This is a genomic window from Bacillus sp. EB106-04-02-XG92 (genome assembly GCF_058791995.1).
Genome location: NZ_JBYTEA010000003.1, coordinates 89,445 through 105,116 on the forward strand (window position 1 = coordinate 89,445; position 15,672 = coordinate 105,116).

At 35.9% G+C, this 15,672-nt stretch carries 18 protein-coding genes, 2 pseudogenes and 1 riboswitch; of the genes and pseudogenes, 12 read left to right on the plus strand and 8 right to left on the minus strand.

Annotated elements, in window-relative coordinates; translation table 11 throughout:
• The first annotated feature begins 34 nt into the window (after window positions 1-34).
• Window positions 35-917, plus strand: a pseudogene (locus AC3WVA_RS09360) (Rpn family recombination-promoting nuclease/putative transposase).
• Between the two features lie 97 nt (window positions 918-1,014).
• Here AC3WVA_RS09360 and helD read toward each other — a convergent pair.
• A complete protein-coding gene (gene helD / locus AC3WVA_RS09365; protein WP_492321875.1) occupies window positions 1,015-3,351 on the minus strand; it encodes an RNA polymerase recycling motor HelD in 2,337 nt (778 codons plus the stop codon).
• Between the two features lie 444 nt (window positions 3,352-3,795).
• The gene (gene prsA / locus AC3WVA_RS09370) at window positions 3,796-4,659 is read right to left on the minus strand and encodes a peptidylprolyl isomerase PrsA (protein WP_098347361.1); all 864 of its coding nucleotides are present in this window, start codon (window positions 4,657-4,659) and stop codon (window positions 3,796-3,798) included.
• A gap of 279 nt (window positions 4,660-4,938) precedes the next feature.
• On the opposite strand from prsA, the gene AC3WVA_RS09375 reads away from it, so the two are divergent.
• Window positions 4,939-5,052, plus strand: coding sequence for a hypothetical protein (locus AC3WVA_RS09375; RefSeq protein WP_002007073.1), 114 nt, complete (start codon window positions 4,939-4,941; stop codon window positions 5,050-5,052).
• A gap of 30 nt (window positions 5,053-5,082) precedes the next feature.
• Here AC3WVA_RS09375 and AC3WVA_RS09380 read toward each other — a convergent pair whose 3' ends face one another.
• A complete protein-coding gene (locus tag AC3WVA_RS09380) occupies window positions 5,083-5,277 on the minus strand; it encodes a hypothetical protein (RefSeq protein ID WP_098880677.1) in 195 nt (64 codons plus the stop codon).
• A 118-nt stretch (window positions 5,278-5,395) separates the two neighbouring features.
• Here AC3WVA_RS09380 and AC3WVA_RS09385 point away from each other — a divergent pair, with 118 nt between their 5' ends.
• Window positions 5,396-5,731, plus strand: coding sequence for a DUF1878 family protein (locus AC3WVA_RS09385; protein WP_000383646.1), 336 nt, complete (start codon window positions 5,396-5,398; stop codon window positions 5,729-5,731).
• Window positions 5,732-5,736: 5 nt separating this feature from the next.
• Here the strand turns inward: AC3WVA_RS09385 and AC3WVA_RS09390 are convergent, their stop codons facing one another.
• From AC3WVA_RS09390 to AC3WVA_RS09400, 3 genes are all read right to left on the minus strand, one after another.
• The gene (locus tag AC3WVA_RS09390) at window positions 5,737-6,294 is read right to left on the minus strand and encodes an HTH-type transcriptional regulator Hpr (protein WP_000834918.1); all 558 of its coding nucleotides are present in this window, start codon (window positions 6,292-6,294) and stop codon (window positions 5,737-5,739) included.
• A 298-nt stretch (window positions 6,295-6,592) separates the two neighbouring features.
• Complete coding sequence (locus AC3WVA_RS09395) at window positions 6,593-6,955, minus strand: YtxH domain-containing protein (protein WP_048526549.1); 363 nt, start codon at window positions 6,953-6,955, stop codon at window positions 6,593-6,595.
• Between the two features lie 185 nt (window positions 6,956-7,140).
• Window positions 7,141-7,575: an HIT family protein gene (locus AC3WVA_RS09400; protein ID WP_001016840.1), complete on the minus strand. Its 435-nt coding sequence runs from the start codon at window positions 7,573-7,575 to the stop codon at window positions 7,141-7,143.
• Window positions 7,576-8,134: 559 nt separating this feature from the next.
• Between AC3WVA_RS09400 and ecsA the strand changes: the two genes are divergently transcribed.
• The 3 genes from ecsA to ecsC are packed head-to-tail and all read left to right on the plus strand — an operon-like array spanning window position 8,135 to window position 10,800.
• Window positions 8,135-8,878 (plus strand): ABC transporter ATP-binding protein EcsA, encoded by a 744-nt coding sequence (ecsA, locus tag AC3WVA_RS09405; protein WP_001292603.1) that lies wholly within the window; start codon window positions 8,135-8,137, stop codon window positions 8,876-8,878.
• Window positions 8,871-10,082 (plus strand): ABC transporter permease EcsB, encoded by a 1,212-nt coding sequence (gene ecsB / locus AC3WVA_RS09410; RefSeq protein ID WP_048526550.1) that lies wholly within the window; start codon window positions 8,871-8,873, stop codon window positions 10,080-10,082. The genes ecsA and ecsB overlap by 8 nt, the downstream gene beginning before the upstream one ends.
• Window positions 10,083-10,095: 13 nt before the next feature.
• Window positions 10,096-10,800, plus strand: a complete 705-nt coding sequence (gene ecsC, locus AC3WVA_RS09415) for an ecs operon protein EcsC (protein WP_098880676.1) — start codon at window positions 10,096-10,098, stop codon at window positions 10,798-10,800.
• Between the two features lie 49 nt (window positions 10,801-10,849).
• Here ecsC and AC3WVA_RS09420 read toward each other — a convergent pair whose 3' ends face one another.
• Window positions 10,850-10,993 (minus strand): YjcZ family sporulation protein, encoded by a 144-nt coding sequence (locus AC3WVA_RS09420; RefSeq protein ID WP_083588306.1) that lies wholly within the window; start codon window positions 10,991-10,993, stop codon window positions 10,850-10,852.
• A gap of 151 nt (window positions 10,994-11,144) precedes the next feature.
• On the opposite strand from AC3WVA_RS09420, the gene AC3WVA_RS09425 reads away from it, so the two are divergent.
• The 5 genes and pseudogenes from AC3WVA_RS09425 to AC3WVA_RS09445 all read left to right on the plus strand — a co-directional run.
• Window positions 11,145-11,726, plus strand: a complete 582-nt coding sequence (locus AC3WVA_RS09425) for a TetR/AcrR family transcriptional regulator (RefSeq protein WP_071758352.1) — start codon at window positions 11,145-11,147, stop codon at window positions 11,724-11,726.
• A 2-nt stretch (window positions 11,727-11,728) separates the two neighbouring features.
• Entirely contained in the window at window positions 11,729-11,899 is a 171-nt protein-coding gene (locus AC3WVA_RS09430; RefSeq protein WP_180235626.1) for a hypothetical protein, read from the plus strand.
• Window positions 11,900-11,982: 83 nt separating this feature from the next.
• Window positions 11,983-12,459, plus strand: a complete 477-nt coding sequence (locus AC3WVA_RS09435; protein ID WP_063546728.1) for a PH domain-containing protein — start codon at window positions 11,983-11,985, stop codon at window positions 12,457-12,459.
• A complete protein-coding gene (locus AC3WVA_RS09440) occupies window positions 12,452-13,891 on the plus strand; it encodes a PH domain-containing protein (protein WP_098347363.1) in 1,440 nt (479 codons plus the stop codon). Before AC3WVA_RS09435 ends, AC3WVA_RS09440 begins: the two co-directional genes overlap by 8 nt.
• A 24-nt stretch (window positions 13,892-13,915) precedes the next feature.
• Window positions 13,916-14,032: pseudogene (locus AC3WVA_RS09445) on the plus strand (CPCC family cysteine-rich protein); the annotation flags it as partial.
• A 71-nt stretch (window positions 14,033-14,103) separates the two neighbouring features.
• Here the strand turns inward: AC3WVA_RS09445 and AC3WVA_RS09450 are convergent.
• The gene (locus AC3WVA_RS09450) at window positions 14,104-14,487 is read right to left on the minus strand and encodes a hypothetical protein (protein ID WP_098520052.1); all 384 of its coding nucleotides are present in this window, start codon (window positions 14,485-14,487) and stop codon (window positions 14,104-14,106) included.
• A gap of 331 nt (window positions 14,488-14,818) precedes the next feature.
• Here AC3WVA_RS09450 and AC3WVA_RS09455 point away from each other — a divergent pair, with 331 nt between their 5' ends.
• Window positions 14,819-15,355, plus strand: coding sequence for a TetR/AcrR family transcriptional regulator (locus AC3WVA_RS09455; RefSeq protein WP_088314730.1), 537 nt, complete (start codon window positions 14,819-14,821; stop codon window positions 15,353-15,355).
• Between the two features lie 170 nt (window positions 15,356-15,525).
• Window positions 15,526-15,618, plus strand: a riboswitch (cyclic di-GMP riboswitch).
• The last annotated feature ends 54 nt before the right edge of the window (window positions 15,619-15,672 follow it).

Genomic DNA, 15,672 nt, shown 5'->3' on the forward strand with positions numbered 1-15,672 from the left:
AAAAGCCTCTTATGAGATGGGGAGAGAAAATTTCATGTCCAGCCAACAATTAGTGAATTTACGCATTGATTTTGCTTTTAAACAATTATTTGGCACAAGTGGATGAAGATATTTTAATTGCTTTTTTAAATGCGATGTTACAGGATTCTTTAGAATCACCCATTGTTTCGTTACAATTTGCAGATCCACATTTACACAGGGAACATGAAGAAGATAAGCTATCTATCTTAGATATTTCAGCTACATTAGACACAGGAACAAAAGTCAATGTAGAAATACAACTCAATAATAATCATGATATGATGAAACGCAGTTTATATTATTGGGGAAGGCTATACACAGCTCAACTTCAAAAGGGAATGCCATACAGCTCTCTTCATAAAACAATTACAATCAATTTGTTAAATTTCGTTATGTTTCCTGAATACGAGGCATTCCATACAACAGGAGTTTTATGGAATCGACAACAACATAAAATATTGAGTAGTGATATCGAAGTTCACATCGTAGAGATTTCGAAACTTATGCAACAGTGGCGGAATGAATAAGTAAATCCTTGGGAAGATTTGTTTGTTCGTTGGTTATTATTACTTCCGGCAAACGAGGATGAACGACTAACCCAAACATTGGAGGACATTGCGATGAACCAAGATCCGATTTTACAAAAAGCGATGAATAAATGGGAGCGTATGAGTCAAGATTCTTCTTTCCGACAAGCATATGAGGCAAGAGAGAAAGCTTTGATGGATGAAGCCGCAAAGCTCGCTCATGCTCGTAATGAAGGAAAGAAAGAGGGAATTGAAGAAGGTAAGATTCAATTAATTCGTGGAATGCATAAAAATGGAATGCCAATCGAAGATATTGCAAAGTTTACAAATTTACGTTTAGAAGAAATACGAAGCATTTTACAAGTCTAAATGATAAAAAGAACACCTCCATTGAATTTGCATACTTAGTATGCGAATTCGGGAGGTGTTTTAATATGTGTCCCGTTTTCGGGGTTCACTTCCATCATCAAGGTGTTTTCATTATAAGCTCAAAACTCTCCGAATCAGCCCCAAGTATAAAAGGACTAACTTCGCCAACGCTATAAAGTTGCAGTTCATGCATTGCGCGCGTACAAGCAGTGTAGAACAATCTACGAACGCTCTCGTCGCTGTACACATCTTTAGAAGCATCGTAAATAATAACAGCATCAAATTCGATACCTTTCGCTAAGTAAGCAGGGATCACGACGATGCCTTGCTCATACTCGGCTGAGTTACTTTTCACAAGTTTAATATTGTCGATATGACGAAGTGCTTCGTAGGCAGCGGCGCTTTCAGCTGCAGATTTACATATAATTGCGATCGTATTGTGTTGCTCTTTTTGTAGTTCCGCCACTTTGGCAGTAATGTGTTCGTGCAGTTCGTTGGCATTCGATACTTTCGTCACTGTAGGTTTCTCACCATCACGTTCAAAGGCGTGAATGTTCTTGCCCTCCGGTACGAGAGTGCGTGTAAATTCAATGATTGGTTTTGTTGAGCGATAGCTACGAGTTAAGTTGATGCCATTTGTTTCGTCTGGTCCGTATAAGCTAGTAAGTGTGTTGAAATTCACTGCTTCACTCGCATGAGCAAATATCGCTTGGTTAAAGTCTCCGAGTACAGTCATTCTTGCAGCAGGGAAGAGACGTTTTAAAAACTCAAATTGAAACGGTGAATAATCTTGTGCTTCGTCTACGAGTACGTGTTTAATCGATCTATTCGTTTGGAAGCCTTCGATTAACTCTTTTAAAAGTAAAAATGGCGTGGCATCCTCGTAATATAGCTTTCCTTCATCGAGCATGTTTACTGTTAATGAGCAAATGTCATCCCATTCTTTCTGCTTTTCTCCAGTAACCCATGATGCATCTGTGAAGAGCTGTTTATATATGCCTGTGAAATTAATGAAACGTAATGTTTGAACGCCTTTACGAAGTGGCTTCAATTTTTTACGGACAATCATACGTCCGAGTACTTTCGTTTCTTTCTCAAAATCATGGAAGGAGTTGTCGTCAAACTCGCCTTTTTTCTGTAAATATTTATAAGCCTTTTGATATTCATCTTTACTCAGTAATTCAATTTCCTCTTCTACCCAAGGCTTTTTTAGTTCTGTTTTTTCAATTTCATCTATTTGTTTATTTAGCCAATCCGTTAACTTTTCAATCCGATTATGGAAGCGAAGGGAGGAGTCGGTATTGTAAAATTGCTCTGTAATTTCTTTAGCAGAAACAATTAACTTTCCTCTAAACTTCATTCCTCTAAATAGCATGCCTGAAGATTCAAGGGATTGTCTGTACGCTCTAATCATTTCGAAAAATTGAGTAGATGCTTTAAAGCGAATGCTCGCATTTCTCGTTTTACAGATAGGGCTATTCGTTTCAGTTAACATATATTCTAATTGTTCATAAGGATCTTCAACATCAAATGACTTACTTAATCTATGGTTTAAATATTCTTGGAATGTCACTTGCTGCATATTTTCTTCGCCGAGTTCAGGTAGTACGTTAGAAACGTAGCTATTGAACATAGAGTTAGGGGAGAAGAGAATAATTTGATCCGCTTTTAGCCATTCGCGATATTTATATAGTAAGTAGGCGATTCGTTGCAATGCAGCTGACGTTTTACCACTACCAGCAGCTCCTTGCACGATAAGGAGTCGGCCTTCATCGTGACGAATAATTTCATTTTGCTCGCGCTGAATCGTAGCAACGATACTTTGCATATGTTTATTCGTGCCTTTTCCGAGCGCTTGTTGCAAGATTTCGTCACCAATTGTAAGGCTCGTATCGAACATAGAATCAATCTCGCCATTTTGAATAATATATTGTAATTTTTTCTCCACATTACCGTGGATTACGCCGCCTGGTGTACTGTATTCAGCAGGTCCTGGTGGATAATCGTAGTACACACTCGAAATAGGTGCGCGCCAGTCATATATAAGAAAGTTTTCGCCGCTTGCATCAGTAAGTGTAGCGACGCCGATATAAATTTGATCCGCAGTAGATTCTCCTTCTTCTTTGAAATCAATTCGTCCAAAGTAAGGTGCTTTATGCATACGTCTTAATGCGGCAAGTCGATTAAAGGTGTGCTTATGGGTAATTTGTGTGACAGCTAGTGACTGAGCTTGTTGTCTCAAGTTGATAACTGTTTCAAGATAATCATCGAAAGTATCAGTATTCACTTTCACGTCATCCCAAAAGTGTTTACGAATATTGATTACTTCTGCCCGGCGTCTGCCAGTTTCGTTTTCCAGTTTATCAATTTGCTGCGTAATCGTTTCGATTACGGTATCCAATCGTTTTTGCTCTTGATCAAGTTTTTTGTTCATACGGTAGCACTCCTTTAAAAGTGAAAAATAGAAGTTGACTGAAGATGTGTTTTGGTGTACAATTAAGATACGGATAAATACGTTCTTTGTATTTTAGAAAACGTGTTTCTGTACTAATTTAACATAGTTTTTTCATTTAATCAATGATAATAAGATAAACCTTGGTTCCATGTTACGTGGATCAAGGTTTTCTTGTGTTTGTAGAGGGAGACACGCTTGTTGTCGTTTTTTGTCGGTAAGTCGATATATTTTGAAAATCGCTGATATAATCGAAATTGCGCCGATATATTTCGAAAATCGCCGATATAATTGGAGTTACGGTCGATATATTTGAAAAATCGCCGATATAATTTATTCGGAGGACCAACTATATAATTTCATTTCTACCGAGAGAAGAGGGTATACAAAAAAGCTCAGGCCGAAGCCCAAGCTTTTTTCAATTCATTATTTCTTTTCGTCTTTCTTAGCGTCAGCTTTTTTCTCTTCGAAAAGATCTTTTAAATCTTTATCGTCAACTTTTACGTCAGCTTTTTTGATTTCTTTCATCATAAGTTCATTCATGAATTCGCCGTCTTGTGCTTTCTTCTGAACGATTTCTTTTTTGATGTCAGCTTTAGATTGTTCGAATGATTTTTCTGGTTCTTTAATGTCTGTTACTTTAATGATGTGGTAACCGAATTGTGATTTCACAGGCTCGCTTACTTCATCTTTTTTCAGTTTATAAGCAGCATCTTCGAATTCTTTAACCATTTTACCAGCGCCGAAGAATCCTAAGTCTCCACCTTTTTCTTTTGAACCAGTATCTTCAGAGTATTGTTTTGCTAACTCTTCGAAAGATTTACCTTGTCCAAGTTCTTCTTTAACTTTTTTAGCAGTTGCTTCATCTTTTACAAGAATGTGGCTTGCTTTAATTTCAGGCTTGTAGTTATCTTTTAATTCTTTATCAGTGATTGTTTTCTCGATAGCTTTTTCTTGAGCTAATTGAGCACGCACACCAGTTTTTAAAGTTTCTTCTTTAATACCTTGTTGTTTTAATAGTGTATCGAATTGATCACCGTATTGTTTTTTCATTTCATCGTACTTTTTGTCTACTTCTTTGTCTTCAACTTTGTAGTTTTTAATAAGTACTTTTTCCATAACCATGTTGTTTAGTACTTGTTTACCAGCTTGTGTCTTCATTTGCTCGTAGAATTCGTCTTTTGTAATGTCACCAGCTTTAGATGTAACGATTTTGTCTGATGATGATGTTCCACATGCTGATAATGCGATTACACTTGTTGCGGCTAAGGCAAGCATAGCTTTCTTCATTCGATAAACACTCCTACTATTATGTATTTTTAATTTATCCTACCCAATGAATTTTAGTTCATAAGAGCCCGATTAAGTCTCACTGATACTTTTGCTTTGTATATTGGTAAAGCGCGCTTAACAGGGCTTACCGAGGCTTTAGGATAAAGTTAAGATGCGTGTCATTTATTTCATAGTATAAGCAATATGTACAAAATTTAATATATCATATTTCGACTCGATTTCATATTGATAAAGAAAAATTAACCAGTGTGTGTCAGATTTTGAAGGTGTTCCATATTGGGCGCATGCCGCATATACAGAAAAGAGGAGGGGATGGGGATGAATTCTCAACTTATTTTATTACTTGTACTGTTTATTTTATTGGTTATAGTAGGTATAATTTGCTTATAGAGGAAAAAAGTGAGGAAGGGGCTTCCTTCCTCACTTTCCATGAAATATAATTTCTATATAACTAGAAATTAATAAAATTGTTATACATACATTAATAACCCGAAAGACACCGGGTTGGCGGCTCGCAGCTATTTGTTTTCGTTCACACAGTGTATGTGTCATGAAATTCGTGTAAAATATAACAAGAAGTGCGAATGTGACAAAAACAACTGTTATAAGTGTCATGAGGCGAGACCTCCTTTTGGCTAAAATACATATACTTTATATATTGTATCATACGATATTTTGTTCGTGTTATAAAATTCAGAAATAGAAGACTTTGTGTTAGAAAGAGAGGGAGAAAATGGACGTTGTTAGAAGATTAGAACAAGCTGAATACTACGTAGACCTACTATTTAAAATGATTGATGAAGAAAAGTGTCCATTTTATTCTTTGATCATAAAGAAAAAAGCTCGTAAAAAAGATATTGAACGTATACTACATCTTTGTGAAATACTGAACGAGCAATATGTAGTGGAGAAGGCAGAAGGGCTTCTTTTGTTCGATGCGCTGTTAGATCAATTTGAAAAAGCGCTTCCACATCAGCTCGAAGTACACGAAACTGCGGAAGCGCTAGCAAAACAAGGTTTATTTAAGCCGCTTATGAATGAATTCTTAAGCATGATTGCGAAAAAATAAATAGATTACTTCTTAACTAACTTCTGATCGGATTCCGTAAAGTTCTCTTCAATATCTTCTAATGATTTCTCAAAAATATCGATGAAGTCTTGTCCGTAAATGTTACGCAAGATAGCAATCAGTTCGATATTTTCTGGGAACTTCCCATAAAAATTACGAAGTGCAAGAGCCCCATTAAACACTGAATTATTTTCAGGATCATACTCCTCCATTAAGCGAAGTAGTAATTCTTCCCCTTTGTCTGTAATCTCAATGTACGTATTTCGTTTGTCATCTTCTTTTTTCGAGAATACAAGATAGCCGCGTTCCTCCAGCTTTTTCGAGAAGTTAAACGCCGTTGATACGTGCATAACTCCAAACTTAGCAATCTCAGAAATAGAAGCCCCTTTTAAATGATAAGCGATTGTTAAAATATGATGCTCATTAATATTTAAATCATAAGGCTTAATCCACATCTGCCAATCTTTCTCTACACATTTCCATAACGCTTTCGATAATTGAGCAATGCGTTGGCTGAAAATCATCGCTTCTTTTACCGAGTAATCTTTTTCTCCACTTTTCATTTACTCACCCACTTTAACATTCTTTTTCATTACTATCTATTATGCCAGTAAAATAAAAATTAATAAAGTCTTTTTGTGAGAATTGTGAAAATTTTTTGGAAAAATGACATTCTATACAAATCATGCATAACTATGGAAGCGTTTTATGAGTCGCGAAGACATGCGTTGTCCATACATGTTAAGTGATAACATATATTGTAAATGCATAAAAACACGGCATATCTGTGTGATATGCCGTGTTAAGGTCAATTTATATAAAAAATATTTGTTATATGCAAAAAACTAAGCAGGAATTTGTTTACGCTTTTTCTGGAACAGCTTCTTGTAGTTTCTCAATTGATTTTTGAATGTCCAAAATTTCTTGCTCAATATGTCGTTTGTTTTGAGAAATATCTTGCTTCCAATTCGAAATCGTATCGTGCATATCGTCTTTTAATTCTTGAAACACTTCTTTACCTTCTGAAGCAGTTTCAACAATTTGGCGTTTTAATAATTTTGTATCAGCTGTAATATCAGCTAAAGTCTTTTTAATATCATTTCCTTTTTCTTTTAACTTGCCGCGCATAGCTTTGCCAGAAGAAGGAGTAGAGAAAAGAACGGCTATTCCAGCAACTGCTCCGCCGCAAATGACACCTGTAATAAAGGATTTAGCTTTTGACATAAAAGGAGACCTCCTTATTTTTTGTTCGTATTCATGATGTGAAAAAATATGCATATCTTTAAGACAAGGGAAAGAAAAGTGTGCGGTGCACATTCCCTAGCATCTTGAGTGAAGAAACAAGCCGTGCAATATTTAATCACTATAGGAAAGTGGCTTGTTATGTATTACTTCTTATTATAGTGTCACTATTTCACACTATTTGCAATTGTACTTGCGATGTTTTGTAAATTTTCCATTGTGTATTCATTTTGATGTGATTTCCAAACAGCACCGAAACCATCGTTTTCACCGTAGCGTGGAATTAAATGAAGGTGGAAGTGGAACACAGTTTGTCCAGCTTTTTCACCGTTATTGTTAAGTAGGTTAAAGCCAACTGGATTAAACTCTGCTTTAATCGCATTTGCGATTTTCGGAACGACAGAAAAAATGTGTGATGCGATTTCTGGCGTTAACGCAAAAATGTCTTGTTTGTGAACTTTTGGAATAACAAGGGTATGTCCTTTTGTTACTTGACTAATATCTAAAAATGCAAGCACATGTTCATCTTCGTATACTTTTGAGCAAGGGATTTGCCCGTCAATAATTTTACAAAAAATACAATTGTCCGCTGTATGATTCATTGATCTCATCCTTTCAAGTAGCCTTAGCCGTATTTTACCATAATTACATAAGAGAACAAACACGAAAAACAGGAAGCTGACTCAGCTTCCTGTTTTCTGAAGAGGGATTGAAAAAGCATTATCGTAATTTACGTTTCGCAGACACCTCATTTATTTAAGAAATGCACGGTAAATCGGCTAAAGTTTCTGCCGCAGACACCCCATTTTCAAGTGAAATGAATTGCAATCTTTATAAAGGGAAATTGTTTATTTTTTAAAACAGTATATGCTCTTTCGGAGACACCCCGTTTCTAAAATGAAACAAATAATCTGGTTATGTGTAAATTTCTTTGTCCAACATGGACACCCCATTTCATGATGACTTCACTATGTTGTTGTACTCATCAATAGGTGGTTGCTTTTTCAATGTGTTCCTTCTTCACTAATTATGATGTCCGCTTTCATAAAAATATATGCGAACAAATTTAAATTTTTTTTGAACGCATCGATACTATGTAGTACAGCGTAATTTTTGGTAAGATGGATATAGAACGAATATAAATGAAGAAAGTGGTGTCGTATGAGCGAGTTATTGCGTGTAGAAAATGTTACAGGAGGATATACGAAACGACCTGTACTGAAAGATGTTTCGTTCTCTGTTAATAAAGGTGAACTTGTCGGCTTAATCGGTTTAAATGGAGCGGGTAAAAGTACGACGATTAAACATATTATCGGTTTAATGGAACCGAAAAAAGGAACTGTCACAATTAATGGGAAAACAATTCGTGACGATATGACAGCGTACCGTTCTAGTTTTTCGTTCATCCCAGAAACACCAGTATTATATGATGAGCTAACGCTAGAAGAACATTTGAAGTTAACAGCGATGGCGTACGGTGTCGATGAAAAACAATATGAAGAACGTGTAGGACAACTATTACAAGAATTTCGCATGAAAAATCGTTTAAAATGGTTTCCGTCTCATTTCTCAAAAGGGATGAAACAAAAAGTAATGATTATGAGTGCTTTTTTAGTGGAGCCATCTCTTTACATTGTGGACGAACCTTTCGTTGGGCTTGATCCGTTAGCAATCCAATCACTCCTTCAAATGATGGATCAAATGAAAAAGAGCGGCGCGGGCATTTTAATGAGTACACATATTTTAGCGACGGCAGAGCGTTATTGTGATTCGTTCATTATTTTGCATCAAGGTGAAGTAAGAGCGAAGGGAACATTATCTGAACTGCAATCACAGTTTAATATGCCTGGTGCAACGTTAGATGATATTTATATTGCATTAACGAAGGAAGAAGATTATGAATAGCACAGCATTATGGAAAGAACGATTTCGTCACTTTCTAAAAGAAGTTCGTACATATAGTAAATACGTATTTAATGACCATTTAAAATTTATTTTCGTATTCATCATCGGCGCAGGAGCGTACTATTACCAGCAATGGTTACAAACGTTAACACCTTCGTTTCCAGCGGCGCTCGTTATGGCCGTGTTGCTTGGACTTGTATTAACGGCCGGATCCATTCAAACGTTATTAAAAGAAGCGGATCTTGTTTATTTACTGCCAGTTGAACAAAAGTTAAAACCATACTTCACAAAGGCATTTCTTTTTACGTTTATGATTCAGTTATACATAATCGCAATCGTAGCGGCAGCGCTTGCCCCGTTATACTTCCAGCAAATGAAGCAAACAGGAGCGGCTTACATATGGATTGTACTCGCGTTTGTCATTGTAAAGGCGTGGAACTTATTCGTCGCGTGGGAAAAGTCATTTTTAACAGACCAAAATATACAAAGAGCTGATTGGTTCATTCGTTTTATTTTAAACGGCTTATTTGTGTACTTCCTTGTAGAGCGTACTTCCGTTATGTTTATTGGCGGAATCGTCCTTCTCATGGTGTTATACCTCGTAGTACTGCATCAAATGGTGAAGGGAAAGCCGCTAAACTGGGAGTATTTAATTTCTGAAGAAGGTAAGAAGATGATGCTGTTGTATCGCATCGCGAATATGTTCGTTGATGTACCAGCATTAAAAGAAAGAGTAGCACGGAGAAAATGGCTCGATTTCATTCTCTCGATGATTGGTGAAAAGCGTACCTATTTATACTTATATACGAGAACGTTTCTACGATCTGGTAACTATTTCGGTTTATATGTGCGTCTGCTTGCTCTTGGCGGAATTATTCTTTACTTCATTCCGTTTTTATATGGACGATTTATTGTAAGCTTTATCTTCCTATATTTAATCGGTTATCAGTTATTAACTTTATGGAAGCATCACCGCATGAAGATTTGGCTTGATTTGTATCCAGTCGGGGGAGAAGAGAAGAAGAAAGATTTTCTTACTTTATTAAATGCAATTCTTCTTACTGGCAGCGTTGTATTTACAGTTATATTTGCCCTTGCGACGAAAGATTTCATGATGACGGGAATTTTATTAGTCGTAAGCATAATATTTAGTATCGGTTTCGTTTATCAATACGGGGCGAAACGTATTGAGCGTTTAAATTGAAGGGAATGAACCTATGATTACATACGAAGAGAAGGTTATAAAAGAATTGGAGCAGTGGAAAGCTACATTCATGAAAGATTCTTCTATGATGACACGGTTCTCAAAGAAAGTGCAGACGAAAGTACAACAGCTTATTCCGGCGAAAGTGCAAAAAGTATTAACGGAAACGATTCGGATGATGGTGCAAACGATTAGTGCTGGATCAAACTTTATAAAGCCGAAATTAAAAGAGACGAACTGGTCATTGCAAAGGCGAGACGACGAAGTACGTAAAAAAATGGATGAGTACAAAAAAATAGCAGCAGCAGAAGGAGCAGGGACGGGAGCAGGCGGTATTCTCCTTGGCCTTGCTGACTTTCCGCTTTTACTTGGCATTAAAATTAAATTTTTATTTGATGCAGCAACGTTGTACGGATTTGATACGAGCGACAAAGAAGAGCGCCTTTTTATCCTTCACGTTTTCCAGCTCGCCTTTTCAAGTGACGACCACCGAAAAGAAATATGGAAAGCAATCGAAACGTGGGATACAGAAGAAGAAAATCATATGGACTGGGAAAAGTTCCAAACAGAGTACCGAGACTATATCGATTTAGCTAAAATGCTTCAGCTCGTACCAATAATCGGTGCCCCAGTCGGCGCCTATGCGAACTATCAACTACTGCAAAGACTCGGAGAAGTGACGATGAATTGTTATCGTATGCGACTACTAGACTACTAAATAGAAATTAAAAAGAAAGCATCCTAAATGTGTGATTTAGGATGCTTCTTTAGAAGTTAAAGCCGATATAACTAACTCCGGCAATAATCAATACGACGAAGAGTACAACGATGAATGGAAATCCACTCTTACCATCTTGTCCGGCTTCACCGCCGCCAGTGCCACCACTACCACCTTTACCGCCAAGTCCCATAGGAATATCCTCCTTATTGTTATATGTTGCTTTTACTTTATACTTTCTGCGTTTACCAATAAATCCCTTCTTAAGCACTAACTTGCAAATCATTTCGTGTTATTTTATAATTTACTTACCGACCGGTAAGTAAAAATAAGTGAGGTACAGTATGACAAAGAATTTACAAACATCGCAAAACATTGTCGAGGCATCATTTAAACTCATGGCAGAGCACGGCATTGAGAAGATGAGCCTTTCCATGATTGCGAAAGAGGTAGGTATTTCAAAACCGGCTATTTATTATCATTTTTCTTCTAAAGAAGCGTTAGTCGATTTTTTATTTGAAGAAATTTTTTCTGGGTATCATTTCGTGAGTTATTTCAATAAAGAACAATATACGAAAGAAAATTTTGCAGAAAAGTTAATTTCAGATGGTTTACATATGCTTTCTGAGTATGAAGGCCAAGAAGGAATATTACGCGTTATAAATGAATTCATCGTAACTGCATCGCGAAATGAAAAGTATCAGAAACGCTTATTTGAAATACAAGAAGATTTCTTAAATGGTTTCCACGATTTATTGAAGAAAGGTGTGGAACTTGACGTTGTGTCACAACAGACAACGGAAGAAAATGCTCATACGTTAGCGCTCGTGATCGATAATATGAGTAATTACATGTTAATGGGATTCGAGTTAAAGTATAAAGAAATTTGGATTCGAAATGTGAAAAACGTTATGAAGGAGGAATAGAAGTGAAAATGCAAAAAAACTGGTGGCTCGGTTTTCTTGGATTCATTGGGATTTATAAAATTCCAGGTATGATAGAGGCTTTTCAAACGGATGGAAGTTGGATAAAACTAATAGGTTTCATTTGGTTACTTTGGTTCGGATATTTTATTCCGGAGAAAAAAGAGGATAAATAATAAAATTTCAATTTTATGTAAAGTTATGTAAAATATAGATTGAGAGTATTCGTATATTAGATTACTAGATTTGGAGTGGTTACATGGATCCATTGAAAAATGAAATCCACCCTGACATGGTCAAGGTGTGGAAAGTTCGGGCTGTAATGGAAGAAGGAATCGGTATTCTCGTCATTTTAGCTTACCTTTTCCTCATGATAAAGTTTGATTGGTGGGCGTGGATTTTGTATGTGATGATTGGGCTAACAGTTGTGTTCGCACCGTTTTCGTACTTCTTATTCCCGAAACTACGTCAACGTTATTACAGTTATCAATTAAATGAAGAAGAGCTTGAAATTCAGCACGGTCTTTTCGTCGTAAAGCGCGTATTAGTACCGATGATTCGTGTACAGCACGTTACGATTGAACAGGGTCCGATTATGAGAAAATATGGATTAGCAGAATTGCACATTTCAACAGCGGCAACTTCCCACAGCATCCCAGGTTTAACGATGTATGAAGCAGAAATGTTGAAAACAAAAATCGCAGAATTAGCGAAAGTGAGTGATGAGGATGTATAAGAGGCAGCATCCAATCACGATGTTATTAGAATTAAAAATAACAGACTTTATCCCACTCATTATTTTCATGTTTAGCTTAAACGGAAAATTTCCGTTTTGGTATTTAATTCCCGCTGCATTCGGTTTACTCACCGTCTTTTCAGCATTTGAAAAATGGTATTACACAACATACTGGGTTGAAAATAACGTATTACATGTAAAACAAGGGCTCTTTGTGAAGAAGGAGAGCTACTTAAATAAAGAACGTGTGCAAACGATTAATACAAGTTCTAACGTGTTATATCAAATGCTTGGCTTAAAGAAAATTCAAATTGAAACAGCTGGTGGAGGCGACGATGCAGAAGTTAGCTTAGCTGGTATTACAGTAGAAGAAGCAAAAGAGCTTATTGCCATGCTAAATGAGCCAACTTCAGAAGTGAAAGTAGAAGAAACATCAGAAGAGGTAGTAGAAAAAGAAATCATTACAGAAGAAAAACAAGCGACAGAATATAAATTAACTTGGAAAGAAATTTTACTAGCGTCTGTTACATCTGGTCAGTTTGGACTATTATTCTCATTAATCTTTTTCGTGTATCATCAAGTAGATGAGTACATTCCGAAATGGATAGAGAATGGCGTCAAGTCGTATGTAATGGAACATGATATATATGGCTTGATTTTCATGGTAGCCATTTTGATTGTCCTTTCGTGGATTATATCGACAATCGGTTATGCGCTAAAACATGGAGATTTCACGGTGAATCGAAGGAATGACGAAGTCCGCATTTCGCAAGGATTACTTGAGAAAAAAGAACTCGTCCTAAAATTGCACCGTATTCAAGGTATTACGATAAAAGAAAGTATTTTACGTCAGCCATTCGGTTATTGCGTTGTACAAGTAGAGGTGATTCAAAGTAAAGGACTGGGTGACGAGAAAGAAAAAGTTACACTGCATCCTATCATTCGAAAAGATCGCGTACAACAGTTACTCGCACATTTACAATTACCATACGAACTGAATACAAACATTATTTCATTACCAAAATCGGCATTGCGTCGTTACTTAATTGATAGTTTTATATTCTTCGCAATGCTAGCAATCCCGCTTATTGGAATAAGTATATACTCTGAAAAGCACTTCATCATGTGGGCATTAATTCCACTCGCGATTCTCATCTTTACACTTGGATACGCAACATTTAAAACAAATGGTTACAGTGTAAACGGAGAGCAAATTACGCTTGTATATCGCAGCGTCGGCAAATATACAGGGCTTGTTAGAAGAAGGCACGTCCAATCAATGGAAAAAACACAATCATACTTCCAGCGCCGTGCAAATTTATGTACGTATAAATTCTCTAACGCATCATCGGATTATAAATTAGAGCATACGCGAGTAGAAGATGCGGAGAGAATGCAGGGTTGGTATAAGAAGGAATTAAGTGAGGATTAAATAGAATGGCTCGTCTTTTGCGGAAGACAAGCACAGAAAAACTTCATTGCATTTGGTGCTTGCGAGGAATGTTTAGTGAAATCAGTTAGAAAGCCGACTAGTGAAGGTATGAAGGATGCTAGTTGGAAGCAAGTTTGTTAAATAGATTTAAATAAAAATGTTATTACTCGATGTAACAGGAGTAATAACATTTTTTTGTAGTGAATAAAGAATTAACGCCGTCTGACAAGATAAAACAGTACAGATGATACAGTAATAGGAAGGCCAGTATCCAGAAAAGCTTCTAAAGTAAAGGATAGAAAATCTCTGTTGTTAAACCACATAAAGAATAAATGATTGTAGGAAATACCTAACACTATAAATAAAGGAATCCCGATTTTTAATTCGTGACTTCCTTTTATTTTTCTATAACAAAATTCACCTAATAAACAACCGATAAGAACAGGAATGCTTCCAAGAATTGAAAACATAATAATAGATATCCAAATCGGTCCCCATGAATCCGCATAATTTGGAGTTTGTGCATACTGTAAAACATTCACAGTGATGGAGAAAACTAGTAAGCATATTAAATAACTAATAGAAAATTTTTTCAACGGAATCATCCTTATAAAATTTCACTTTATTTTTATGAAAATATAAACCTCTTTAAATTATAGATTAGATATATAAGGATAATCAATTTGTATGCATTTCGTGTTTATGGATATATTTTCAATGAATATAAAAGTATAGATGTATAGTCAACTTTGAGCATTTAATGTTATCATATTGAATGATATGGAAATTTTTAATAGAAGAAGCAACGAATAATTCAAAGGCGATGAGGCTTTTGTTGTATAAAGAAAATATTTATTATTACTCAGCAATATTAAAAATAAGATACGTATTTATATAAATTTAGTAGAAATGGGGTTTTAAAAAGGAATGAGTATAAGTATAACACGGCAAAAGATTTTAGCAGCCGCTTCTCAAATTGTGCAATGTAAAGGGGTTGCTAAGTTAACCTTAGAAGCAGTAGCAAAAGAGGCGGGGATAAGTAAAGGTGGATTGTTGTATCACTATTCAACTAAAGAAGCTTTAATAGAGGGGATGATACTCAAAGGGACGGAGGAGTATCAAGACGCTATCTATAATAAAGCAGCAGAAGACTTAGAGAAGAAAGGAAAATGGGTACGTTCTTTTGTAGAGGAAAGATTAAGTAATGAGAGAAGAGTAGAAGAGCTAGGTAGTAGTATGATGGCAGCATTAATGTTAAAACCTGAATTACTTGAACCGTTACAAAAATCATTTCAGCAACTGCAACATAAAATAGAAAATGATGAGATAGATTCGGTTTGTGCCACAATTATTCGATTAGCAGCAGATGGATTATGGTATTCGGAATATTTAGGGGTTGGAAGACTAAGCCCTGAATTAAGAGAAAAAGTGATTCAAGCTCTTATTAGTAATTCATATAAATAGGATATACAAACTATATAATTTAAAATAATTCACCATTGCTTATTTAATGAAATGGTGAATTATTTTTTTTGTTAGAAAAATAGAACAATTTATAAAGTGTTGAATTATAACCGTCCAGACGGTATAGTAATATTTGGTTTAAGAGGAAAATGAAACAAAAAAAGAATAAAAGATATTTTTAGCACACTATTCGAAAGGATAGGCCGCAAAGCTTAGAGTCTACGGTAATACATATTGGTTACTAAGATCGTCTGGTTGCACATTTTTGATGCAACCGGACGGTCTTTTTTTGTTATATAAATATAAAAAATAGGAGG